The organism is Ruminococcus sp. AF17-22AC, from assembly GCF_003460065.1.
GTDB lineage: Bacteria > Bacillota > Clostridia > Lachnospirales > Lachnospiraceae > Blautia_A.
Genome location: NZ_QRXT01000003.1, coordinates 45,003 through 67,913 on the forward strand (window position 1 = coordinate 45,003; position 22,911 = coordinate 67,913).

21 protein-coding genes and 1 riboswitch are annotated in these 22,911 nt (G+C 46.0%); of the genes, 19 read left to right on the forward strand and 2 right to left on the reverse strand.

Going from position 1 to position 22,911, the window contains the following annotated elements; genetic code table 11:
* The first annotated feature begins 186 nt into the window (after window positions 1-186).
* From DWW86_RS05505 to DWW86_RS05580, 16 genes are all read left to right on the forward strand, one after another.
* The gene (locus tag DWW86_RS05505) at window positions 187-948 is read left to right on the forward strand and encodes a nucleotide-binding protein (protein ID WP_117942503.1); all 762 of its coding nucleotides are present in this window, start codon (window positions 187-189) and stop codon (window positions 946-948) included.
* The gene (locus DWW86_RS05510) at window positions 945-2,228 is read left to right on the forward strand and encodes a nitrogenase component 1 (RefSeq protein ID WP_117942504.1); all 1,284 of its coding nucleotides are present in this window, start codon (window positions 945-947) and stop codon (window positions 2,226-2,228) included. Before DWW86_RS05505 ends, DWW86_RS05510 begins: the two co-directional genes overlap by 4 nt.
* Window positions 2,225-3,268, forward strand: coding sequence for a nitrogenase component 1 (locus DWW86_RS05515; RefSeq protein ID WP_117942505.1), 1,044 nt, complete (start codon window positions 2,225-2,227; stop codon window positions 3,266-3,268). The genes DWW86_RS05510 and DWW86_RS05515 overlap by 4 nt, the downstream gene beginning before the upstream one ends.
* A gap of 79 nt (window positions 3,269-3,347) precedes the next feature.
* Entirely contained in the window at window positions 3,348-5,798 is a 2,451-nt protein-coding gene (gene hypF, locus DWW86_RS05520) for a carbamoyltransferase HypF (protein ID WP_117942506.1), read from the forward strand.
* 1 nt (window position 5,799) lies between these two features.
* On the forward strand, window positions 5,800-6,009 hold the full coding sequence (locus tag DWW86_RS05525; RefSeq protein WP_072522096.1) for a HypC/HybG/HupF family hydrogenase formation chaperone: 210 nt from the start codon (window positions 5,800-5,802) through the stop codon (window positions 6,007-6,009).
* Complete coding sequence (gene hypD / locus DWW86_RS05530; protein WP_117942507.1) at window positions 6,009-7,061, forward strand: hydrogenase formation protein HypD; 1,053 nt, start codon at window positions 6,009-6,011, stop codon at window positions 7,059-7,061. Before DWW86_RS05525 ends, hypD begins: the two co-directional genes overlap by 1 nt.
* A 97-nt stretch (window positions 7,062-7,158) precedes the next feature.
* The gene (gene hypE / locus DWW86_RS05535; RefSeq protein WP_117942692.1) at window positions 7,159-8,175 is read left to right on the forward strand and encodes a hydrogenase expression/formation protein HypE; all 1,017 of its coding nucleotides are present in this window, start codon (window positions 7,159-7,161) and stop codon (window positions 8,173-8,175) included.
* Between the two features lie 147 nt (window positions 8,176-8,322).
* Window positions 8,323-8,595: a TM1266 family iron-only hydrogenase system putative regulator gene (locus DWW86_RS05540; protein WP_015541887.1), complete on the forward strand. Its 273-nt coding sequence runs from the start codon at window positions 8,323-8,325 to the stop codon at window positions 8,593-8,595.
* Window positions 8,588-9,355, forward strand: a complete 768-nt coding sequence (locus tag DWW86_RS05545) for a nucleotide-binding protein (RefSeq protein ID WP_072522094.1) — start codon at window positions 8,588-8,590, stop codon at window positions 9,353-9,355. The genes DWW86_RS05540 and DWW86_RS05545 overlap by 8 nt, the downstream gene beginning before the upstream one ends.
* Window positions 9,349-10,752, forward strand: coding sequence for a nitrogenase component 1 (locus tag DWW86_RS05550; RefSeq protein WP_117942508.1), 1,404 nt, complete (start codon window positions 9,349-9,351; stop codon window positions 10,750-10,752). The genes DWW86_RS05545 and DWW86_RS05550 overlap by 7 nt, the downstream gene beginning before the upstream one ends.
* The gene (locus tag DWW86_RS05555) at window positions 10,749-11,963 is read left to right on the forward strand and encodes a nitrogenase component 1 (protein WP_117942509.1); all 1,215 of its coding nucleotides are present in this window, start codon (window positions 10,749-10,751) and stop codon (window positions 11,961-11,963) included. The genes DWW86_RS05550 and DWW86_RS05555 overlap by 4 nt, the downstream gene beginning before the upstream one ends.
* A gap of 109 nt (window positions 11,964-12,072) precedes the next feature.
* A complete protein-coding gene (locus DWW86_RS05560) occupies window positions 12,073-12,447 on the forward strand; it encodes a RidA family protein (protein WP_072522091.1) in 375 nt (124 codons plus the stop codon).
* Window positions 12,448-12,522: 75 nt separating this feature from the next.
* Window positions 12,523-13,191 (forward strand): ribonuclease H1 domain-containing protein, encoded by a 669-nt coding sequence (locus tag DWW86_RS05565; RefSeq protein ID WP_117942510.1) that lies wholly within the window; start codon window positions 12,523-12,525, stop codon window positions 13,189-13,191.
* Window positions 13,192-13,271: 80 nt separating this feature from the next.
* On the forward strand, window positions 13,272-13,823 hold the full coding sequence (locus DWW86_RS05570) for an ECF-type riboflavin transporter substrate-binding protein (protein ID WP_117942511.1): 552 nt from the start codon (window positions 13,272-13,274) through the stop codon (window positions 13,821-13,823).
* Window positions 13,824-13,932: 109 nt separating this feature from the next.
* Window positions 13,933-15,657: an ABC transporter ATP-binding protein gene (locus tag DWW86_RS05575; protein WP_117942512.1), complete on the forward strand. Its 1,725-nt coding sequence runs from the start codon at window positions 13,933-13,935 to the stop codon at window positions 15,655-15,657.
* Entirely contained in the window at window positions 15,647-16,474 is an 828-nt protein-coding gene (locus DWW86_RS05580) for an energy-coupling factor transporter transmembrane component T family protein (RefSeq protein ID WP_117942513.1), read from the forward strand. The genes DWW86_RS05575 and DWW86_RS05580 overlap by 11 nt, the downstream gene beginning before the upstream one ends.
* 1,077 nt (window positions 16,475-17,551) lie before the next feature.
* Here DWW86_RS05580 and DWW86_RS05590 read toward each other — a convergent pair.
* The gene (locus tag DWW86_RS05590; RefSeq protein WP_072522086.1) at window positions 17,552-18,226 is read right to left on the reverse strand and encodes an energy-coupled thiamine transporter ThiT; all 675 of its coding nucleotides are present in this window, start codon (window positions 18,224-18,226) and stop codon (window positions 17,552-17,554) included.
* A gap of 83 nt (window positions 18,227-18,309) precedes the next feature.
* A riboswitch (TPP riboswitch) is annotated at window positions 18,310-18,415 on the reverse strand.
* A 236-nt stretch (window positions 18,416-18,651) separates the two neighbouring features.
* Here DWW86_RS05590 and DWW86_RS05595 point away from each other — a divergent pair.
* Entirely contained in the window at window positions 18,652-20,055 is a 1,404-nt protein-coding gene (locus DWW86_RS05595) for an alanine/glycine:cation symporter family protein (protein WP_117942515.1), read from the forward strand.
* Window positions 20,056-20,083: 28 nt separating this feature from the next.
* Here the strand turns inward: DWW86_RS05595 and DWW86_RS05600 are convergent, their stop codons facing one another.
* On the reverse strand, window positions 20,084-20,638 hold the full coding sequence (locus tag DWW86_RS05600; protein ID WP_117942516.1) for a hypothetical protein: 555 nt from the start codon (window positions 20,636-20,638) through the stop codon (window positions 20,084-20,086).
* Between the two features lie 346 nt (window positions 20,639-20,984).
* Between DWW86_RS05600 and DWW86_RS05605 the strand changes: the two genes are divergently transcribed.
* Both DWW86_RS05605 and DWW86_RS05610 read left to right on the forward strand, forming a co-directional pair.
* The gene (locus tag DWW86_RS05605) at window positions 20,985-21,689 is read left to right on the forward strand and encodes a FadR/GntR family transcriptional regulator (protein WP_117942517.1); all 705 of its coding nucleotides are present in this window, start codon (window positions 20,985-20,987) and stop codon (window positions 21,687-21,689) included.
* Window positions 21,690-21,718: 29 nt separating this feature from the next.
* Entirely contained in the window at window positions 21,719-22,891 is a 1,173-nt protein-coding gene (locus DWW86_RS05610) for an NAD(P)-dependent malic enzyme (RefSeq protein WP_117942518.1), read from the forward strand.
* Window positions 22,892-22,911: the final 20 nt, after the last annotated feature.

Sequence of the window (22,911 nt, forward strand, 5' to 3'; positions counted from 1 at the left end):
ATCATCCGAGCGGGAATAGTTGTTGATGTGAAATTTACAGGTTACTGCGAGCGAATCATACAGTGACATTTACAGGACTTCTCTACCCTGACGGTGGAGGAGTCTTTTTGTATATCAAAGAATGCAAGAGAGGATTTTTCGGGTGAAATCTGTAAGAACTGTTTTTTATGAGGAGGGTATTTACAAATGCTGAAAGTAGCGATTTATGGAAAAGGTGGCATCGGGAAATCAACCGTGACTTCCAATCTGGCGGCGGCTTTTGCATCCATGGGAAAGAAAGTCATCCAGATCGGATGTGATCCAAAGGCAGACTCAACAATTAATCTTCTGGGCGGAGAACCGCTTCGTCCGGTCATGAATTATATGCGTGAGGAGGACGAGGAACCGGAGACTCTGGAGAATATTTCGAAAGAAGGATTCGGTGGGGTACTCTGTATTGAAACAGGTGGACCGACACCGGGACTTGGCTGCGCTGGGAGAGGGATCATTGCAACTTTTCAGCTTCTGGAAGACCTGAGATTATTCGAAACATATCAGCCGGATGTCGTACTTTATGATGTCCTCGGTGATGTTGTCTGCGGTGGGTTTGCAGCTCCGATACGTGAAGGCTATGCAGAAAAAGTCCTCATCGTGACCTCAGGAGAAAAGATGGCACTGTATGCGGCAAATAACATTTCAAGTGCAGTACGGAACTTCGAAGACCGGAGCTATGCGCGGGTTTTCGGAATTGTTTTGAACCATCGAAACGTCGAAAATGAGACGGAAAAAGTGCAGGCATTTGCGCAGAAAAGTAATATCCCGATTGTGGGTGAAATCCCGAGAAGTGATGAGATCATCCGGTGGGAAGATCAGGGTAAGACCGTGATCGAGGGAGACAAAAATTCTGAAATCAGCCGGAGATTTTTTGATCTGGCAGAAATGCTTCTGAAAGCAGAGGAAGAAGAATGAGCAGAGCATATTATTGTACAGTAAAAGAATTAAATGAGCTTGGAAAAGAGAATATTCCGGATCAGTTTAAGTCCAATATGCATCTGATCTACAGTTCACCGGCAACGCTTGCGTTTAACTCGCCGGGCGCGGAGGGATTTGGTGTAAAACGCGCAGGACTTGCCATACCGGATTCGATCATGCTGATAGTAGCGCCTGGCTGCTGTGGGCGAAATACATCCCTGATCAGCTCCATGCGTGAATATGACAATCGATTTTTCTATCTGATGATGGATGAGACTGACATTGTGACCGGACGCCATCTCAAAAAAATCCCGAAAGCGGTCGAAGAAATCTGCGAAAGTCTTGAGAAAAAACCATCAGTCGTGATGATCTGTATTACCTGTGTGGATGCGCTTCTCGGTACGGATATGGAGCGTGTCTGCCGCAAAGCAGGGGAGCGTGCAGGGCTTCCGGTACGTCCGTGTTATATGTATGCACTGACTCGTGAAGGGCGAAAACCGCCGATGGTGCATGTACGGCAGTCATTATATTCTCTTCTCGAACCGGCAAAGAAAATGGGAAATGTCGTTAATCTTCTGGGATTTTTTTCGCCGCTTATAGATGACTGTGAGCTGTATGATATTCTGCACAGTGCGGGTATAAAAACAATCCATGAAATCTCCAGATGCAGGGATTTTGATGAATACAAAACTATGTCCGAAGCGAACTTCAATCTGGTACTTCACCAGGAAGCAAGAGCAGCGGCAGAGGACTTTCATGAGCGTTTGAAGATTCCGTTTATTGAGCTTCGACGCCTGTATCAGACAGATAAAATAGAGAATCAGTATCAGGCATTTGGTTCGGTGCTGGGAGTTACTTTTGATACAACTGCGTATCGAAAGGCGGCAGAACAGGCGGTAGAAAACTTCCGAAAAGTCTGTCCGGATGCTTCTTTCGCAGTTGGTGAATGCATGAACGGTGATCCGTTTGAACTGGCACTTGCCCTTTTGAAATATGGATTTAAAGTACCGGAGATCTATGGAACGATCACGGTAGAAAACTTTGTTTATATGAAACAGCTTGCTCTTTTAAGTCCGACAACAAAAGTATTTTCAAATATGGAACCTACCATGATCTATTATGAACCAAAGGAGAGCGGCGTAAACATCACCATAGGAAAAGATGCCCTTTATTACCATCAGGATTGCCCGGGACTGATGTGGAATCAGGATGAGCAGCCGTTTGGATTTGCCGGGGTGAGAAGACTGTTTGGGGCACTTAAGGAGGTGGCAGAATGAGAGGACTTCGGAAATATCTGACACCGTTTGCACCGGATCAGTCAGGTGCAGTATCAGTGCTTTTTGAATTGGGAGGCATTGTGGTGATCTGCGATGCGGGAGGCTGTACCGGCAATGTCTGTGGTTTCGACGAGCCGCGGTGGTTTGAGCAGAAAAGTGCGATTTTCAGTGCGGGACTTCGAGATATGGATGCGATTTTGGGGAGAGATGACCGACTGGTAGCGAAGCTTGCGGATGCGGCACGGAAGGTAGATGCGACGTTTGCGGCGGTGATCGGGACACCGGTTCCGGCAGTGATTGCAACGGATTATCTGGCTCTGAAACGCATGAGTGAAAAGAAAATAAATCTTCCGATTCTGACTGTGGATACGGATGGAATGGAGCTTTACGATAAGGGTGAAGAAAAAGCCTTTCTGGAACTTTTTAAGACCTTTGCAGTGGAAAAATATCCGATAGATGAGCAAAGAATCGGTATTATCGGAATGACTCCGCAGGATGTCAGCGACCTTGATGCGACAGATAAAATACGGGATTTGTTTCAGCAAAAATACGGACAGAAAGCAGTCTGTTACTGTATGGGAGATGGATTGCAAGAAGTAAAAAAATCCTCTTCCGTGAGCCGAAATATTGTGGTTTCTCCGGCTGCACTTGCGACAGCAAAATATCTGGAAAAAACATTCGGAACACCATATGAAATTTATTATCCGCTGGTGGAAGATTTGATTCCGGAGATGGATTATACGGGTAAAAGAATACTTGTCGTACACCAGCAGGTGATTGCCGATTCTATCCGAAAAGAACTGCTGAAACGAAGCGCAGGAACGGTTCAGACAGCGTGCTGGTTTATGATGAAAAAAGAACTTCAGACAGATGGAGATGTGATTCTTCGTGATGAAGATGCCTACATAGAACTGGTGCAAAACGGTGAGTTTGATATTATTTTTGCAGATGGATGCATGGAACGGATGACACCGGGATTTGAAGGAACATTTGTGAATACAAGGCATTTTGCGGTGTCCGGGAAATTAATTGAGAAATAAAAGAAAGCCTGATGTAGTCTGGAAAACCAGAATCATGATTTGAATGGAAGGACTAAAAACAGAGGGTGGGAGTGAGCATATGAACCAGGAAATCACCAGACAGATCCGTGTCTATGGAATCGTGCAGGGGGTGGGATTCCGGCCGACAGTCAGCCGTCATGCGACTGCGAGGGGAATCCGTGGAAATGTCTGTAACAAAGGGCCTTATGTCGAAATCTATGCGCAGGGGCCCGAAGAAGCTGTAGAAGAATTTATTTCAGATATACAGAACCGGCCGCCGAAACGGGCTGCAATTTTGAAAATAAATGTAGAAAATATAGAAGCGCCGGAGCAGTATACGCAGTTTGATATTATCGAAAGTGAGAAAACAAAAGGAGAGATTTTTGTTTCACCGGATATTGCAATCTGTGACGAATGTAAAGAAGAAATGTTTGATAAAAAGAATCGCAGATATCTGCATCCTTTTATCAACTGTACCTGCTGCGGGCCGCGCCTTACCATTCTGGATTCATTGCCATATGACAGGGAACGTACCAGTATGAAAGAGTTTCCGATGTGTCCGGAATGTGCGGCGGAGTACCATGATCCGGCAACGAGAAGGTATGATGCACAGCCGGTATGCTGCAATGAATGCGGGCCGGAAGTTTACCTGATCGGACGCAAAGAACGTGGCAGAGATGCAATCACTTTTGCGAGAAAAACAATTGCAGAAGGTGGCATTGTGGCAATCAAAGGAATCGGCGGTTTTCACCTCTGCTGCGATGCTTCAAATGAAGTGGCAGTCAGTCATCTTCGGGAGCTTAAACGTCGTCCGATGAAGCCTTTTGCAGTGATGGCAAAAAATCTGGAATCAGTAAAAAAAGAATGTGAAGTATCAGAAGAGCAGGCGAAAATTCTGGACGGACACCAAAAACCAATCCTTCTTCTGGATAAAAAGAAAACATCCGAAATTCTCTGTCCGTCGGTGGCTCCGGGGAACCCGAAAGTGGGTGTGATGCTTCCGTATGCACCGGTGCAGCTGCTGATTTTTACATATGATGACGGAATCGAAATGCCGGAATTTCTTGTGATGACAAGTGGCAATACTTCCGGTGCACCAATTTGCAGAGATGATCAGGAAGCAGAATCTGAACTGTCCGGTTTCTGTGACTGCATGTTATCTCATGACCGAAAAATTCGCATCCGGGCGGACGATTCCGTGATGGATTTTTATGGGGATAAACCATATATGATCCGTCGTTCCAGAGGATATGCACCACTTCCGTTCATGGTTTCCACACCATATCGGGGACAGGTGCTTGCCATCGGTGGAGAGCTTAAGAATTCTTTCTGCATAGGTGTGGATAACCGTTTTTATCCATCGCCATATGTGGGAGATCTGGAAGATCTGCGTACAGTCAAAGCACTTCGGGAGACGATTGGAAGACTTGAAACGCTTCTGGAAGTACAGCCGGAAATCGTCTGCTGTGACATGCATCCGAAGTACAATTCCGTGATGGTAGCGGAAGAACTTGGACTTCCGGTCGTAAAAGTGCAGCACCATTATGCGCACATTCTTTCCTGTATGGCGGAAAATGACTGTGCGGAGCAGGTGATAGGGGTATCTTTTGACGGAACAGGCTATGGAACAGACGGAACTGTCTGGGGCGGCGAGATTCTTCTGGCAGATCTGCATAAATTTAAGCGAGTCGGAAGTGTGGTGCCGTTTTTGCAGATTGGAGGAGATGCATCCTCGAAGGAAGGATGGCGAATTGCGGTTTCATTGATTTACGGAATGACCGGCGACAGAGAAAAGGCTGCCGAAATAATAGAAAAGTTAGCGCTTTGTACGAAGCAGGAGGCAAACGTACAGTTTACCATGGCAGACCGTAAGATCAATGCTGTGATGTCAACAAGTGCCGGACGGTTGTTTGACGGCGTGAGTGCGATACTTGGACTCTGCAGGAAATCCACATTCGAAGGAGAAGCTTCGATGGCACTGGAATTTGCAGCGGAAGAGTACCAGAAAACATTACTTGAAAAGAGTACGCAGCAAATTTTGGAAACTGAAAAATATAGTTATCATAAAAAGAATACAGGTGTTCTCGTTGAAAATAAAAATCAGCCGGATATAGCAGATGAAATGTATCGAAAACAGACTGGGGACAGGACGATTCTTAACGATGAGCGACGAATTGTGGAAAGTGACCGGCTGCTGCTCAATACAGAATCCTTAATAAAAGAACTCATGACTCGCTGTCTGAATGATGAAGATCCGGGCAGACTGGCATATTTTTTTCATCGGGAACTTGCTTATCAGATCATTGATGCATGCGTACAGATCAGGCAGCAGAGTGGATGCAATAAGGTGGCATTGAGCGGCGGTGTTTTTCAGAACCGGCTGCTTCTGGAGCTGACAGATCATGTACTTAAAGATCAGGGATTTGCGGTGCTGAAACATCAGCTTGTGCCGCCAAATGATGGCGGAATCGCACTCGGACAGGCGGTGTATGCGATGGAATATTTGGAGAAAAACAAAGGGAGGCTTTAACATGTGTGTTGGATTATCAGCAAAAGTTGTAAAAATAAGTGACGGAACAGCAGTAATAGATGCAGGCGGAGCAAAAAGAGAAGTTTCTGCACAGCTTCTCGAAGATCTGGAACCGGGTGATTATGTAATGGTTCATGCCGGCGTGGCAATCGCAAAAATCACAGAAGAAGATGATGACGAGACTGATCAGCTTATGGAGGATATGCTGTAATGAAAGAAGAAAAAAAGAAAACAGCGCGGGAGATCATAGAAAATTATGATGGCCCGAAAGTACGGATCATGGAAGTGTGCGGGACACATACACACGAAATTTTCCGACTTGGAATCCGTAAACTTCTGCCACCGCAGGTCGAACTGATCTCCGGACCGGGATGTCCCGTCTGCGTAACACCGGTCGGATTTATTGATGAAGCAATCTGGCTTGCACTGGAAAAAGGCGTAACGATCTGTACGTTTGGCGATCTGGTGCGTGTACCGGGAACGAAGATGAGCCTTGCGGGAGCAAGGGAAAAAGGAGCAAAAATCCGTATCGTATATTCTCCGGCAGACGCAGAAAAATATGCGTCAGAACATCAGGGGGAGCAGGTGGTTTTTCTTTCGGTGGGCTTTGAAACAACCACTCCGGCAGAGTGTCTTTCTGTAAAAAAGGCGAAGAAAGACGGTCTTATGAACTATTCACTATTGATGGCAAACAAGACCATGCCACAGGCATATGAAGCATTAAAAGGAAGTGCGGATATCTTCCTTTATCCGGGACATGTGAATGCAATCACAGGGACGAAGCTCTGTGAGAAACTGACAGAAGAAGGTGTCAGCGGTGTAGTTGCCGGATTTACAGCTAAGGAACTTCTTACTGCGCTGGCGGTTGCCCTGGTGAAATTTCAGGAGGGAAAACCGTTTTTTGTAAACTGTTATCCGAGAGTGGTAAAAGCAGAAGGAAGTCGGGAGGCACAGCAGCTTACCGACGAAATGACTGAAGCCTGTGACAGCGAATGGCGAGGACTGGGAGTGATTCCAGAATCCGGTGTTCGTCTGAAAAAAGAGTGGAGTGCATTTGACGCGAGAAAGAAATATGATATTCCACCGATTCAGGGCAAGGCAAATCCGGCCTGTCGGTGTGGAGATGTCCTGCAGGGAAAATGTAAACCTTCGGACTGCAAAGTATTCGGCAAGGTCTGTACCCCGCAGCATCCGGTAGGTGCATGCATGGTTTCAAATGAAGGTGCATGCGCAGCGTATTACGCATATGGTGATAATAAATAATATCAGCGGATTCCGAATGTTTGTAAGATTGCGGGAATTACGAAGTAATGAAGCACTCTGCAGATATGACAATATTACAAGAAAAGAGGATAATCCTATGAGCAGTTTAAAAGATAAAACAGTAACGATGGCACATGGAGCCGGTGGCCGTCAGACCTCCGAACTGATCGACAAGATTTTTGCAGCGCATTTTGCGAATCCGGATCTGACTGCAGATGATGCGGCGGTTTTGATACCTCCGGCTGGGAAAATGGCTGTTTCTACAGATGGATTTATTGTTTCACCGGCATTTTTTCCGGGTGGAAACATCGGCAAACTTTCTGTCTGCGGAACAGTAAATGACCTCGCATGTATGGGGGCAAAACCATTGTATCTGACCTGTGCATTTGTTATTGAAGAGGGCTTTCCAATGGAAAAACTGGAAGAAATTGCAGCCGCCATGGAAAAAACAGCCTCAGAGGCTGGTGTACATATCGTATCCGGCGACACAAAGGTTGCAGGTAAAGGACAGGTGGACGGTGTATTTATTACAACGACCGGAATGGGGCAGATTGAAGATGGTGTGAAAGTAGGCGGAACGCTTGCACAGCCGGGAGACGCGATTATCGTAACCGGCGATGTGGGAAGACATGGATGCACGATTCTTCTTGCAAGAGAGGATTTCGGTATCGAAGCGGATGTAACAAGTGACTGTGCACCACTCTGGAAGACAGTTGAAGCGGTAATGAATACGACACATAATCTGCATGTGATTCGTGATGCGACACGTGGCGGGGTCGGCACTGTTCTTTATGAGATTGCAGGACAGAGCAATGTCGGAATCCGACTGGATGCAGCGGCTGTACCTGTAGCACCGGAGGTAAAAGGTGTCTGTGGAATGCTCGGACTGGAACCGCTTTATCTTGCCTGCGAAGGCCGTATGGTGATCATGGCACCAAAAGCTGAAGCAGACAAAATCGTCGAAGCACTCCGCCAGTGTCCGTACTCCAAAGATGCTGCGATCATTGGTGAAGTCACTGCGGATCAGCCGGGAAAAGTGGTCATGACCACCGAGATCGGAACTCAGGCACTGCTCCCACAGCCGGGAGGAGAACTGTTACCGAGAATCTGTTGAGTTAGGGGAAAAAGATATATTTATAGAATATCTGCCCTGAGACAGCAAACAGGCGCACGGGACGAACAGAAATTGCAGTGTGTCAGGAAGACTGTCCTGTCCGGGCGTGAAGACATACAAGATATAAATTTTAAGGAGAGATAACATATGGATACACGAGTAGCAGTAATCTCCATTATCGTAGAGAACAGTGATTCCATCGAAACCCTCAACCAGCTTCTTTACGATGCCCGCGACCACATCATTGGCCGCATGGGCATCCCGTACCGCGAAAAAGGAATCAGCATCATCAGCATCGCCATTGATGCCTCACAGGATATCATCAGTGCTCTTTCCGGAAAAATCGGACGTCTGAAAGGCGTATCCACCAAGACCGCATATTCCAATGTGATCACACATACGGAGGAAAAACATGATTAAAATTGCAGTATACGGAAAAGGCGGAATCGGCAAATCTACCACTGTTTCCAACGTGGCAGCAGCCCTTGCCGAAAAAGGTCTCGCCGTAATGCAGATCGGGTGCGATCCAAAGGCAGATTCTACGATTCAGCTGCGTCATGGCAGAGAAATGCACACTGTACTTGATCTGTATAATGAAAAAAAACAGGACTTGAAATTAGAAGACATGACCACAACTGGGTATCAGGGAGTGATCTGCGTGGAAGCAGGCGGCCCGACACCGGGACTTGGCTGTGCAGGACGAGGTATCATCACAGCTCTCGAAAAACTGAAAGAAACAGGCGCTTACGAGATCTATAAACCGGATATTGTCCTCTATGATGTTCTTGGTGATGTTGTCTGTGGCGGTTTTTCCATGCCGATGCGAAAAGGCTATGCAGACAAAGTCTTTATCATCACTTCCGGAGAAAATATGGCGATTCATGCCGGAGCAAACATCGCCATGGCGGTGCAGAATTTCAAAAATCGCGGCTATGCATCTCTTGGCGGCATTATTCTGAACCGGCGGAATGTCAAACGGGAAGAAGAAAAAGTGCAGGAACTGGCAGATGATTTTGAGACAACTGTTGTCGGAAAACTTAACAGAAGCGAACTGGTCACGGATGCGGAAGAGCAGGGAAAAACCCTGATGGAATGCTATCCGGACAGTGAGATGGCAGAGGAGTACCGTACACTGACAGAAAATATTCTGAAAATCTGCAGGGAGGACGGGCTATGTTGAAACGAGTTGGCGGAGAAATAAATCCGGAAGGTGCAGTCACGACGATTGATGAGGCTGAATTTCCTGTGCCGTTTCCGCCTGGTCTGGAATTTAATTCCCCGGTACATGGTAACTGGAATATCGTACACACCGGGATGCTGATGCCCGAGGCCATACAGATCTATGTCTGTGCAGACAACTGTATGCGCGGAGTTGTGCTTACAGCGGCGGAAATGAACGCAGCAGACCGTTTTTCTTTTGTAATTGTAGAAGAAGAAAATCTTCTGAACGGAAACCTCGAAGATGTCACGATTGAGGGCGTGACTGATGTTTTAAATAAAACAGAAAAAAAACCGAAAGTGGTATTACTTTTTACAGTCTGTCTCCATCATTTTCTCGGATGTGATCTGGACAGGGTATACGAAGAACTGGAAAACCGTTTTCCGGAGATTATATTTGTACGTTGTTTTATGGACCCGATCATGCAGAAACATGGGCTGACACCGGATCAGAAACTGCGAAAAGCATTATATGATCCGCTGGAAAAAAGGTCATCGGATGAAAAAGTCGTCACCCTTGTCGGAAATGATTTTGCACTGGATGAAACCTGCGATATCAAACGTCTGCTGAGATCCGGCGGATATACATTAAAAGAACTTACGGCCTGTACAAACTGGGAAGAGTATCAGGAACTTGGCAGTGGAAAAATGTTGATTTCCTGCTATCCTCCGGCAAAGTACGGCGCAGAGATGCTGGCAGAACGATTACAGCGTACACATCTGTATCTGCCGGGAAGTTTTGATTATGAAGAAATTAAAGAAGAGATTCGGACATTTGCAGAGGCAGTGAAAAATTCAGTCAGTAATGTAGAAAAAAATGACAAAGGAGCGATCCTGCGGAATACAGAAAACAGTATGAGTTTTGAAGATCTTGAAGTATTTTTCCAACAGGAGATTGTTCTTTGCGAAGATGCCCTTAAACACGCAAAATCCATCATCGGCGACACCCCGGTCGCTCTGGATTATCTTTATCATCCGAGACCGCTCGGACTGGCAAAACTTCTTCTTACACATGATTTTAACGTGACTACGATCTATCTTGACAGTATCAGTGCGGAGGAAAAAGAAGCTTTTGACTGGCTGAAGACGTACTGTCCGAATCTCGAATTACGCGCTACGATTCATCCGAAGATGCGTGTTCTCCCGAGAGAAAATGAGGGAAAAATCCTTGCCATTGGACAGAAAGCAGCGTGGTTTACGGGGAGCAGAAATTTTGTCAATATGGTGCAGGGCGGCGGTCTCTGGGGATTTGACGGAATCCGCAGGACAGCGGAAATGATGACAGAAGCGTTTCTTGAAGAAAAAGATACGGAGGACCTGGTCGTACGTAAAGGATGGGGGTGTGAAAGCTGCATATGAGACAGTCATATCGAATCATACCGGTTTATACAGCGGATGTTTCCGGAGTGTGTTCCGCACTCTACGAGCTTGGTGGCATGGTAGTCATGCACGATCCGTCCGGATGTAATTCTACTTACAATACCCACGATGAGATCCGCTGGTACGAACAGGACAGCCTGATCTACATTTCCGGGCTGACTGAGATCGATGCTGTGATGGGGAACGATTCAAAATTTATCCACGATATCGAGGAGGCGGAAAAAGAACTGCATCCGAAATTTATAGCGCTGGCAGGTTCACCGATTCCGTTTATGAACGGTACGGATTTTCCGGCACTGGCACAGGTGATCGAGACAGAGACGGGTATTCCGGCATTTGCAATCCCGACAAATGGGATGCATGATTATACGTACGGCGCCGGACTTGCCCTTGCGAAAATCGCAGAACGTTTTGTACAGCCATTGAAGGAAACAAAAAATGCGGATGCTGATGTAACATCGATAACTACAATTCCTCATACACTCAACCTTCTCGGAGTCACACCTCTCGACTTCGGCCCGCAGCAAAACGCAGACTGCATGAAACAAAATCTCGCAAAGCACGGATGGCAGGTAATATCGACCTGGGCAATGGGAGATTCGCTGGAAAACATAAGTCATGCGGCAGAAGCAGAAGTTAATCTGGTCGTATCTTCCGTGGGACTTGAGACAGCAAAAGTACTAAAAGATAAATTCGGCACACCATATGTTATCGGAACCCCTGTTGGTGATTTTACAGAAGATATTGTAATGACACTGGATAAGGTAACAAAAAATACAGACCAACAGAAAAAATCATCCGCAAAAGAATCTATCTCAGTGGTTTCGGACAAACCGGAGATTCCATATCTTCAGAATCGTCTGTCCGAACCACAGGAAATCACGCTGATCGGAGAGGCAGTAACGATGGGATCACTGGCAGCTGCAATCGAAAAAAAATACCATAAGGCAGTCCGAGTACTGTGTCCGCTGGAGACAAATGCAGGACTTCTCGCTCTGAATGACCGCGTCGCAAAAGGGGAGGAAGAAGTACAGGAACTTTTAAAAGATGCAAGGATTATCATTGCGGATCCACTGTACAGACCAATCTGTCCGAAGAGCAGCAGTTTTTATGAACTTCCGCATATTGCTTTCTCGGGAAGAATTTTTTTGCGCGATATAAAAGAAGGAAAATATCTGTCAGAAATATAGTGTGAACAGTAACTGTGAAATCACGAAAAAACCATGAAAAACGTGATTGGCATTGACGCATTTTTCGTTCGGTGCTAAGATGAGAAAAACGAATAATGGAGGATTAATCATGAAAACTCTTGAAACTAAAAAGGCTCCGGCAGCAATCGGACCATATTCTCAGGCTAAAATGGTAGGAAACTTTGTATTTGCATCAGGACAGATCCCGGTTGATCCGGCAACAGGTGAAGTTGCAGGCGACAAGATCGAAACTCAGGCAGAGCAGTCCTGCAAGAATGTAGGCGCTATCCTCGAAGAAGCTGGCCTTACATTTGACAACGTTGTAAAGACAACATGTTTTCTTGCTGATATGGCTGATTTCGCAGCATTCAACGCAGTTTATGAAAAATACTTCACAAGCAAACCTGCTCGTTCCTGCGTTGCTGTTAAACAGCTTCCGAAGAACGTTCTGTGTGAAGTAGAAGCAATCGCAGTTGCTGAATAATTTTTATATTAAATAATGTAACGAAGAGAGGACCATTTCAGAGACGGAGTGGTCTTCTTTTGTATCGGAGGCAGCATGGCAAAAAAGAAATTTTATGCAGTTAGACAGGGCAGAAAGACCGGGATGTTCCTTACCTGGGATGAATGTAAGAATCAGGTGATGGGGTATCCCGGAGCAATATACAAGAGCTTCGGGACGGAAGCAGAGGCGAAGGAGTATCTGGGAATCAGCTGCTGCGATAAATGTGGACAAGGTGCAGGAGAAAATGAATCTGGTGTGGAAAAAACGGTGACGACCGGAAGTGTCCAAATGGAAAAAACAAATTCAGACGCGGTTGAGATCTACGTTGATGGAAGCTACCATGTTGGCACGAAAGAATTTTCTTACGGAATGGTTGTTCTGATCGACGGAAAAGAGGAAAAATTTTCTCAGAAGATGACAGACCCGGAGCTTGCACAGATGCGAAATGTAGCAGGTGAGATCAAAGGAAGCGAAGCCGCGATGCAGTATGCACTGGATCACAGAATTCCTTCTATTATTATATATCATGATTATCAGGGAATCGCGAGCTGGTGTAACGGGGACTGGAAAGCCAACAAACCGGGGACAATCGCATATCGTGATTTTTATCAGAAGGCAAAAGAAAAGGTACACATCGAATTTCGGAAGGTCAAAGGTCATTCCAACGACAAATACAACGATATGGTTGATGAACTTGCAAAAGAAGCACTTGGAATCCATTGACAAAATCCGCTTAAAAGACTTATACTATCACTGTCTCCGGTATAACCGGAGAACATGTACTTTTTGAGGAGGATAAAATCATGAAAAACAACAGCAGTATCAAAACCGTTGTTGCCGTCGGAATCGGCGCAGCACTGTTCTTTGTACTGGGACGTTTTGTTGCAATACCAAGCCCGGTACCGAACACAAACATCAGCCTTCAGTATGCAGTACTTGCACTTCTGGCTGCAATGTACGGCCCGGTAGCAGGTGGTCTGATCGGCTTCATCGGTCATGCACTGATCGACCTGTCATGGGGCGGAAGCCCGTGGTGGAGCTGGGTAATCACTTCCGCATTCGTTGGTGTGGTTATCGGCCTGTTTGCCAAGAAACTGAACGTTCAGGAAGGCGAATTCGGTAAAGGCAAAGTTGCTGTATTCGTAGTTTCCAACGTGATCGCACATGTGATCGGCTGGGTAGTTGTAGCTCCGGTACTTGACATCCTTATTTATGCAGAGCCTGCAAACAAGGTATTTGCTCAGGGTGTATTTGCCGCAGTTTCCAACACAGTTACAGGTGTGGTTGTAGGCGGACTTCTGATTCTGGCATACACAAAGACCATTGCAAAGAAAGGTTCCCTCGATCAGGAATAAGATATGATGACAAAGCCTTCTCATGTAGCTTTAATGGCTTGTGAAAAGGCTTTTTCTATGCTGTTGTTTTGGATTGTTTTATTTATGATAATAAATTTGAGGTGTTTAAATGACTGAAAAAAAATCCCCTGTTATTTCATTCAAAGATTTTTCATTCCAGTACCGGGCGCAGAAGAAGCCTACACTGACAGGAATCAATCTGGATATTTATCCGGGCGAAAAGGTGCTGATAGCAGGACCGTCCGGCAGTGGCAAGAGTACGCTTGCAGGATGCATTAATGGTCTGAATCCTTTTTCCAATCCGGGAGAATGTAAAGGTACGCTGACCGTGGATGGTGTGGATGCACCGCACAGCAGTATTTTTGACCTGTCTGCCCACGTGGGAACGGTTTTGCAGGATCCGGACGGACAGTTTATAGGACTGACAGTAGGTGAAGACATTGCTTTTGCACTGGAAAACAGTTGTACACCTCAGGATGAAATGCATGCGATCACCCGTCATGTCGCAGAGCTTGTCGGAATCGAAAATCATCTGGATTATGCACCACACGAGCTGTCCGGTGGACAGAAGCAGAGGGTCAGCCTTGCGGGTGTTATGGTTGATCAGGTCAAAATCCTTCTATTTGATGAGCCACTGGCAAACCTTGATCCGGCAGCCGGCAAGCAGGCAATCGAGCTGATTGATGAAATTCAGAAAAAAACAGGCACGACGGTTCTGATCATTGAACATCGCCTTGAGGATGTACTCTGGCGAAACGTGGACCGTATCGTGCTGGTCAATGACGGAACGATTCTTGCGGATCTGACACCGGACGAGCTTCTTTCTACGAGCCTGCTCAGTGACAATGGTATCCGTGAGCCGCTTTATGTGACAGCAATGCGTTACGCAGGGATTGAAATTACGAAGGAAAAGAAACCGGCACATGTAGATTCTGTTGTACTGGATGGGACGGATCGTAAGAAACTTAAGGAATGGTTTGAAGCACAGCCGCTTCCGAAAGATGAAGGAGAGCGTGAAAAGCTTCTGGAAGTGAAGCATTTAAATTTCGGATATACGAAAGGGCAGCAGACACTTCGAAATGTCAGCCTGTCGATTGACAAGGGAGAGATGGTCAGTATTGTAGGACGAAACGGTGCCGGTAAATCGACGTTTTCCAAGCTGATCTGCGGATTTGAAGATCCGGATTCCGGGGAAGTGATGTTCCACGGCAAAGATCTTCTGAAAGAAAATATCCGCCATCGTGCAAAATATATCGGATATGTTATGCAGAATCCAAATCAGATGATTTCCAAAACTATGATCTATGATGAGGTGGCGTTGAGCCTTCAAAAGGCTGGGCTGCCTGATGCGGAGATTCGTCAGAAGGTAGAAGATACTCTGAAAATCTGCGGACTTTATCCGTTTCGTAACTGGCCGGTATCAGCACTTAGTTTCGGACAGAAAAAGCGTGTGACGATCGCAAGTGTGCTGGTGCAGGATCCGGAACTGATCATTCTGGATGAGCCGACGGCAGGACAGGATTTCAAACATTATACAGAAATCATGGAGTTTTTGCGTAAGCTGAATGAACGTGGCGTGACGGTTGTGATGATCACTCATGATATGCATCTGATGCTGGAGTATACACCGCGTGCACTGGTATTCTCAGATGGACAGCTCATTGCGGACCGCAGGGCTTCGGAAGTTCTGTGTGATCCGGAACTGATCGAGAGAGCAGCACTGAAAGAAACCAGTCTGTTTACGCTGGCAAATCAGTGTGAGATCACACCGCCGGAAGCATTTGTAGAAAGATTTATCGGAGAAGACAGGGAGGTGCGCAGCAATGGCCGCTAAGACTGTTTTGAATTATCTGGATCGCGACAGCGTTGTACATAAGATGACAGGAACCACAAAGCTGGCCTTTTTCCTGTTGTTCACGTTCGCAAGTATGATCACATACAACACATGGGTGCTGCTAGGGTTGTTCGCAGTAAGTCTTGTTGCATTCAAACTCAGCAAGATCAAATACCGGGAAGTCCGTTTTATGATGATCTTTATGCTTGTTTTTCTGCTCCTGAATAATTTGTTCATTTTCTTATTTGATCCGAATCAGGGAACGAATCTGTATGGAACGAGACATGTGCTCTGTCATCTTTTCTGGAGATACGATGTGACGGCGGAGCAGCTGTTTTATATGCTGAATATTTCACTGAAATATTTTGTGGCGCTGCCGGTAGCAATTTTGTTTATCTCGGCGACGAATCCAAGTGAATTTGCAGCGAGCCTGAACAGTATCGGAATCTCCTATAAAGTAGGATATTCTGTGGCAATCGCACTTCGCTATATTCCAGATATCCAGAGAGATTATCACAGTATCAGTCAGGCGCAGCAGGCGAGAGGCGTGGAGCTCGGAAAGAATGAGCATTTCTTCTCACGATTGAAAAACTCGGTCAATATCCTGCTTCCGCTGATCCTGACGAGCCTGAACCGGATCGATACTATTTCCAATGCCATGGAGCTTCGTGGATTCGGAAAGAATAAGAAACGTACATGGTACACCAGAAGACCATTTGCTGTAGGGGATTTTGTGGCACTTGGGATCGGTGTGGTGCTGCTGGTGGTGAGCCTTATAGTAACCATTAAGTTTGGACGATTCTACAATCCTTTCTAGGGGACTGCCCTGGAATCCGTCAATTTACATTGACATGTAAAGAAGACCGCAAAGGGGAACTCGCCGTTCCCCTCTGCACACCCCTGGGCTTTTTAAGCCTCCGAGGGTGTATAAGTATGCAGGAATATGAGAAATGCCAGAATCCCTGGTCTCCGTATGGGGAAGGGAATTCTGGTATTTTTTCATTCTATGGGTGTGAGGTGACTGAGAGAGAAGTAAGTAGTGGAGGAGTCAACGGAATTTGGGAAGATGAATTGCCCCGTGGATGGGAAAGGCGTCAGGGGATCAATGAAATTGAGAGGATGAATTGCCCTGTGGATAGGAAAGGTGTCAGGGGATCCACGAAATTGAGAGGATGAATTGCCCTGTGGATGGAAAGGTGTCAGGGGATCAACGAAATTGAGAGGATGAATTGCCCTGTGGATGGAAAGGCGTCAGGGGATCAATGAAATTGAGAGGATGAATTGCCCTGTGGATAGGAAAGGTGTCAGGAAGTCAATGGAATCTAGGAAAAATGGATGACTTAGAGAAGAATAAATCTGACAAGAGTCAACGGGGCGCATGAAAATGGATGATCTGGAGAAGAGTAAGTCTGACAAAGGTCAACGGAATACATGAAAAGGGATGACTTAGACTACGGAAACTTGCTTGAAAGTCATTGAAGCAGGAGCTGGAAGATGACTCGGTTTGTGGGAGCGGAGTTCCAGGTCAACCAAATTTGTGGAGAAGAGCAGGAGACCAGGAAAATAACAGCAGAGTAGCAGCAGAATAAATATCAGAACAATGCCGACTAATTACTGACATAGTAACCAGCAGAATGAAAAAACAGCAGGACATCTTCTCCATAAGGCAGAGAAGAATCCCGCTATTTTTATATACAGCAATATCATTTATACGAAAAATTGCTGATCTGAAACACCAGGAGAATTTTTCTAAGGGTGCTACATAAGAAAAAGTCTCCGTCTTACATTTCGCCCAGGGGTTGCAAGGGGACTGGCAAGTCCCTTTGCGGTTTTTCTTTACACTTGCAAGTGTAAACTGGCGGGTTACAGGGAAGTACCCTGTGAAACTGGCGGGTTACAGGGAAGTACCCAGTGCTGCCTTCTTTACCTGAGTCAGTGCTTTGGACACTGCAGGAATAGAGATCACGATCACGGTGATGATTCCTTCTGCAAGCAGGTAGCTGTAGTTATATACGATCGGGTAGATAGCTGTGAGTGATTTCGGGAAATTATCCGGCATGTAGCTCATCCAGTACAGGTATCCGCCGAGTGCGTGGAAAAATCCTCGTGCGATCACAGCTGCGATGTAACCTTTCAGAAGGCCGTGGCTCTGTTTTGCAAAGAAGCCGGCAATACCAAGAGCGGCGAATGCAAGGATGTAATCACAGCATACCTGGAAAAAGGAAAGTACATATGGTTCCTGAATGAACTGCAGGATTCCGTAAGCAAGACCAACGGTGATGCCGGTGCCTACGCCATACCAGTTAGCAACCAGTACGATGAAAAGCATACTGCAGAGTGTGACGCTTCCGCCCCATGGAAGGGTGAAGATTTTAAGATAAGAAGTAACAAAGGCAAGCGCCATTGCTACAGCACAGAAAACAAGCTGTCTTGTTGTGAGTTTTTTCTTTTCTGAATTTTTGCCTGCAAAGTAGATTGCGGCGAGGAACAGAACGATTCCTGCGATGATCGCAATGGCATATCCGGCTGTTGTCAGTCCGCCTTCGCTTGTTACCATAAAGCTGAACATAAAATAAGACCTCCCTCGTCTTCGACTGAAAACAAAAGAGATCATAAAATATCACGCCTCCCCGTAACCGGGTAAAATGCACTTCAAATCATCTAACGCATCCCTACGCTGGCATTATCCAAATCAGGTTATGGGTCGAAGTTACAAACTTCCTCTCAGCCTGTGATACAAGCTCCCCTGTCATCAATCTGTATGTAATTTGAAATGTCTGAATAAACAGTATTCATCAGACAAGCCTATTATAAACAAACATGCTGTAACCGTCAAGTACTGCGGGAGGGTATGACAATGAATCTTAGATTATTTAAAGTTTTTGACTTTAAACCCCAAAAGTGCTTGTGTTTAAGGGGTAATATGGGCTATACTGAGATAGTATCTGCCCGGAGTTTTTTTGGGTATGTGAGAAATGGAAGAGGGTTTAAAGTATGATCGTTAATTTGATAGAGAAAGTATATAGTTTTTTGTGGGGGGATCTGGTGCAGATTCCACTGCCGGGCGGCAGCACTCTGGGGATTTCGCTTCTAATTATATTATTGATTCCCACAGGAATTTATTTTACAATTCGGACGCGTTTTCTGCCGATCCGGTTATTTCCGGATATGGTGCAGGCACTGGTCGAGAAGAAACAAGATAAAAACAGTTTGTCTTCATTTCAGACACTGATCGTTTCGACGGCAACCCGTGTCGGTATGGGAAATCTGGTCGGTGTTGTCGCGGCGATTTCAGCAGGCGGCGCCGGTGCGGTTTTCTGGATGTGGGTGACGGCAATTATCGGTTCATCGACAGCTTTTATTGAAGCGACGCTGGCACAGCTATACAAAGAAAAAGACCCACTGTACGGTGGTTACCGCGGCGGTCCGGCGTATTATATTCATGCATATGTAGAAGAAAAACAAAAGAAAAAGAGAAACAAAGTGGTAATTTCTGTGTTGTTTGCAATCTCCGGTCTGATCTGCTGGTGCGGTATCAGTCAGGTGATCAGTAATTCCGTTGTCTCTTCTTTTAAAAATGCATTTTCAATTCCGCCGATCTATACGACGGTAGTACTCGTTGCTGTGGCTGCTGTGATCGTGCTTCGTAAAGATGCGACAGTTAAGATTCTGGATATGGTAGTGCCGGTCATGGCGGTATGCTATTTTGCAATCACGATTCTGATCATTGTGATGAATATTGGAAGTCTGCCAGGTGTTTTTGCAAGAATTTTTGCGGAAGCATTTGGATTCCGACAGGCTGCAGCAGGTGGTTTTGGCGCAGTTCTTATGAATGGAATCAAACGTGGATTGTTTTCGAATGAAGCAGGTTCCGGGTCTGCTCCGTGTGCGGCAGCAGCAGCGGAATGTGATCAGCCGGTCAAAGCCGGACTGGTTCAGGCGCTCGGTGTATTTGTCGATACGATCGTGATCTGCAGCTGTACAGCATTTATTATGCTGCTCGCACCGGAAGAGAAAGTTGTCGGACTTTCCGGAATGGATCTTCTGCAGACGGCTATGGAACATCATCTTGGGCGGTTTGGCGTGATCTTTATTGCGGCAACGCTGTTTTTATTCAGTTTTTCAACATTCCTTGGCATCCTGTTTTATGCGAGAAGCAATGTTGCATACCTTTTCGGAGATAACTGGGCTTCGCAGACTGCATACAAAGTACTGGCGCTTGTGATGTTGTTTATCGGCGGTCTTGCAGCTTACACATTTGTGTGGGATCTGGGTGATGTCGGAATCGGACTGATGACGATCTTTAATATTATCATTTTGTATCCGCAGGGCGAGAAAGCTCTGAAAGAACTCAAAGAATACGAAAGAGCAAAGAAAAAAGAATCCCCCACTCAGTGATGAGAGAGGGATTCTTTTGAGGTTAAAATCAATAATAATCAACTGCTGTCACAACTTCGCTTCCAGAAGTGAAGTCTGTTGTAACGGAGAAGTCGTTGTAGGAATAAACACCACCTACTTCGTTGCCGTTTGCATCATATGCCGGCTCATACTCGATCGGTGTACCGTATGCATCCATGAAGGAAGTGAAAGAATTTCCTACAGAGGAAGAAGCATCTCCTGAAGAAGTACTTGTACTGGAAGCGCCTGTATCAGAGCCTGAGTCAGTACCGGCAGATGCATCAGAGGAAGTGCCGTCTGCAGAAGCCGATCCGTCAGAAGTAGTTCCATCGGTTGTAGTTCCGTTTGCAGCTGTTGTGCCTGCAGCAGCGCCATCAGCGGAAGCGGCAGGAGTTACGGTCGGGGCCGGTGTAGCGGTAGGAGCAGGAGTGGCTGTAGGAGCCGGTGTAGCGGTGACTTCTGCTTCTGGTGTTATGGATACAGCTTGGCTGTCAGCAGGATCTTCTGCGGAAAAACCACAGCCCGCCATGGTGATCGATGCGGCAGCGATTGCTGAAAAAAGCAAAATGTTTCTTTTTTTCATAAGATAATCTCCCTTACTTAATAAATAATATATACCTCCCATTATGCGTTCTTTTTTCAACTTGTCAATATAATATGGAAAAAGTTTAGAAATAAAACACAAAATGTACATAAGAGGTTATTGTTGGCAGGTAATATTCCGCGAGGTGTTTTGCCATGAATATGGCAAAATCCCGAGACATACAGGGCAAAATGCCATCACCGAAGGTGATTTGAAACGCATTTTGACCAGGTTACTGTGAACGGAGTGAACAGTAATCATAAAAGAATCCAGCCGTAACGCCAGGGAAGACTTGCCGACAACTGTCGGAAATGATATATTAGTAGAGAATGCAGGAGGTAGGGATATGTTTAAAGAAATCGGAGACGAGCGGACGTTTAATGGAATATTGGACCAGATCACGGATAATATCCAGAGCGGACGTCTGAAAGCGGGGGATGCGCTTCCGGCAGAACGAACGATGGCAGAGACAATGGGAGTGTCCCGACCGGCAGTACGTGAGGCTCTCAGAGCGCTGGAACTTCTTGGAATCATCAAACCGGTACCGGGCGGCGGTAATTATATAGCAGATGATCTTGATAGCTGGCTCATCGGGCCGTTATCGATTCTTTTTAAATTGAACAATGGTTATATCAGACAGAACCAGCAGCTTCGTGCAGCACTCGAAAGAGAATCGGAGATCCTTGCAGCAAGGAAATGTACACCACTGGATGCAGCAGAACTTCTGCGTATTCTGGCTCGGATGGATATGGCAGAGGATGAGAAGAGTCGCGGAGAGATTGATAAAGAATTACACACAAAGATTGCAAAGATTGCCAACAATCCGATGATCTTCAGCGTGCTTACGGCGGCAGATCAGCTTACAGAGAATACAATTTCCGGAATCCGGGATTATATTATGCAGAAAGATCACTCGGAAGTGCAGATCGATGAGCAGCATCGTCGGCTTGTAGAGGCGATAATAAATAACGATGACAGACAGGCAGAACTCTGCATGTCAGAACATATGGATACGATTGAAAAATGCATAGATGAAATGCAGCAAAAATAAACCGCAGAGATATGCAGGAGGAAAATAAGATGGATTATGCCAAAGAATCACTGAGACTGCACAAAGAATGGAAGGGCAAGATTGAAGTCGTTACACGTGTACCGGCAGAAAATAAAGAAGACCTTTCTCTGGCCTATACACCGGGCGTAGCACAGCCATGTCTGGAAATCCAGAAGGATATTAATAAATCTTATGAACTTACCAGAAGATGGAACATGTGTCTGGTCGTTACAGATGGCTCCGCAATCCTCGGACTTGGCAACATCGGACCGGAAGCCGGAATGCCGGTTATGGAGGGCAAATGTGCACTCTTTAAAGCATTTGGTGATGTTGATGCTTTTCCTCTGTGTATCAAGAGCAATGATGTTGATGAGATCGTTAATACAATCTATCTGATCTCCGGGTCTTTTGGAGGTATCAACCTCGAAGATATTTCTGCTCCGAGATGTTTTGAAATCGAAAAGAAACTGAAAGAAAAATGTGACATTCCGGTATTCCATGATGACCAGCATGGAACTGCAATCGTCGTGGCTGCCGGTCTTACTAATGCACTTCGTTATGTACACAAAGAGTTTTCCGAGGCAAAAGTTGTGATCAACGGAGCAGGTTCCGCAGGTATTTCTATCTGCCGTCTCCTTCTTGCGCTGGGAATCGGTGACGTGATCCTTGTTGACCGCAACGGTATCCTGGCACCGGGTGAAGAATGGATGAATCCGGCACAGAAAGAAATGGCAGAGATCACAAACAAAGAGCGTCTGCACGGCGATTTGAAGACTGCCATGAAAGGCAGAGATATTTTTGTCGGTGTATCTGCACCGAATATCGTAACTTCGGAGATGGTAAGCACGATGGCAGATGATGCAATCGTATTTGCAATGGCAAACCCGACACCGGAAATCATGCCGGATGAAGCAAAAAAAGGCGGCGCGAAGGTTGTGGCAACCGGACGTTCCGACTTCCCGAACCAGATCAATAACGTACTGGTATTTCCGGGTGTATTCCGTGGTGCATTTGATGTGCGGGCAAGTGATATCAATGAAGAGATGAAGATTGCCGCATCAAAAGCAATTGCGGCACTGATCAGTGATGAAGAGCTGAGTGCGGACAACATCATTCCGAAGGCTTTTGACAAGCGTGTCGGACCGGCAGTAGCTAAAGCTGTTGCAGAGGCTGCCGGAAGAACAGGTGTTGCACGCATCTGATTTAATAAAGAAGGGACAGA

Excerpts from the sequence above, each read along its gene's own strand:
- DWW86_RS05505 (WP_117942503.1), top strand. The coding sequence starts at position 187 with ATGCTGAAAGTAGCGATTTATGGAAAAGGTGGCATCGGGAAATCAACC.
- DWW86_RS05510 (WP_117942504.1), top strand. The coding sequence starts at position 945 with ATGAGCAGAGCATATTATTGTACAGTAAAAGAATTAAATGAGCTTGGA.
- DWW86_RS05515 (WP_117942505.1), top strand. The coding sequence starts at position 2,225 with ATGAGAGGACTTCGGAAATATCTGACACCGTTTGCACCGGATCAGTCA.
- hypF (WP_117942506.1), top strand. The coding sequence starts at position 3,348 with ATGAACCAGGAAATCACCAGACAGATCCGTGTCTATGGAATCGTGCAG.
- DWW86_RS05525 (WP_072522096.1), top strand. The coding sequence starts at position 5,800 with ATGTGTGTTGGATTATCAGCAAAAGTTGTAAAAATAAGTGACGGAACA.
- hypD (WP_117942507.1), top strand. The coding sequence starts at position 6,009 with ATGAAAGAAGAAAAAAAGAAAACAGCGCGGGAGATCATAGAAAATTAT.
- hypE (WP_117942692.1), top strand. The coding sequence starts at position 7,159 with ATGAGCAGTTTAAAAGATAAAACAGTAACGATGGCACATGGAGCCGGT.
- DWW86_RS05540 (WP_015541887.1), top strand. The coding sequence starts at position 8,323 with ATGGATACACGAGTAGCAGTAATCTCCATTATCGTAGAGAACAGTGAT.
- DWW86_RS05545 (WP_072522094.1), top strand. The coding sequence starts at position 8,588 with ATGATTAAAATTGCAGTATACGGAAAAGGCGGAATCGGCAAATCTACC.
- DWW86_RS05550 (WP_117942508.1), top strand. The coding sequence starts at position 9,349 with ATGTTGAAACGAGTTGGCGGAGAAATAAATCCGGAAGGTGCAGTCACG.
- DWW86_RS05555 (WP_117942509.1), top strand. The coding sequence starts at position 10,749 with ATGAGACAGTCATATCGAATCATACCGGTTTATACAGCGGATGTTTCC.
- DWW86_RS05560 (WP_072522091.1), top strand. The coding sequence starts at position 12,073 with ATGAAAACTCTTGAAACTAAAAAGGCTCCGGCAGCAATCGGACCATAT.
- DWW86_RS05565 (WP_117942510.1), top strand. The coding sequence starts at position 12,523 with ATGGCAAAAAAGAAATTTTATGCAGTTAGACAGGGCAGAAAGACCGGG.
- DWW86_RS05570 (WP_117942511.1), top strand. The coding sequence starts at position 13,272 with ATGAAAAACAACAGCAGTATCAAAACCGTTGTTGCCGTCGGAATCGGC.
- DWW86_RS05575 (WP_117942512.1), top strand. The coding sequence starts at position 13,933 with ATGACTGAAAAAAAATCCCCTGTTATTTCATTCAAAGATTTTTCATTC.
- DWW86_RS05580 (WP_117942513.1), top strand. The coding sequence starts at position 15,647 with ATGGCCGCTAAGACTGTTTTGAATTATCTGGATCGCGACAGCGTTGTA.
- DWW86_RS05590 (WP_072522086.1), bottom strand. The coding sequence starts at position 18,226 with ATGTTCAGCTTTATGGTAACAAGCGAAGGCGGACTGACAACAGCCGGA.
- DWW86_RS05595 (WP_117942515.1), top strand. The coding sequence starts at position 18,652 with ATGATCGTTAATTTGATAGAGAAAGTATATAGTTTTTTGTGGGGGGAT.
- DWW86_RS05600 (WP_117942516.1), bottom strand. The coding sequence starts at position 20,638 with ATGAAAAAAAGAAACATTTTGCTTTTTTCAGCAATCGCTGCCGCATCG.
- DWW86_RS05605 (WP_117942517.1), top strand. The coding sequence starts at position 20,985 with ATGTTTAAAGAAATCGGAGACGAGCGGACGTTTAATGGAATATTGGAC.
- DWW86_RS05610 (WP_117942518.1), top strand. The coding sequence starts at position 21,719 with ATGGATTATGCCAAAGAATCACTGAGACTGCACAAAGAATGGAAGGGC.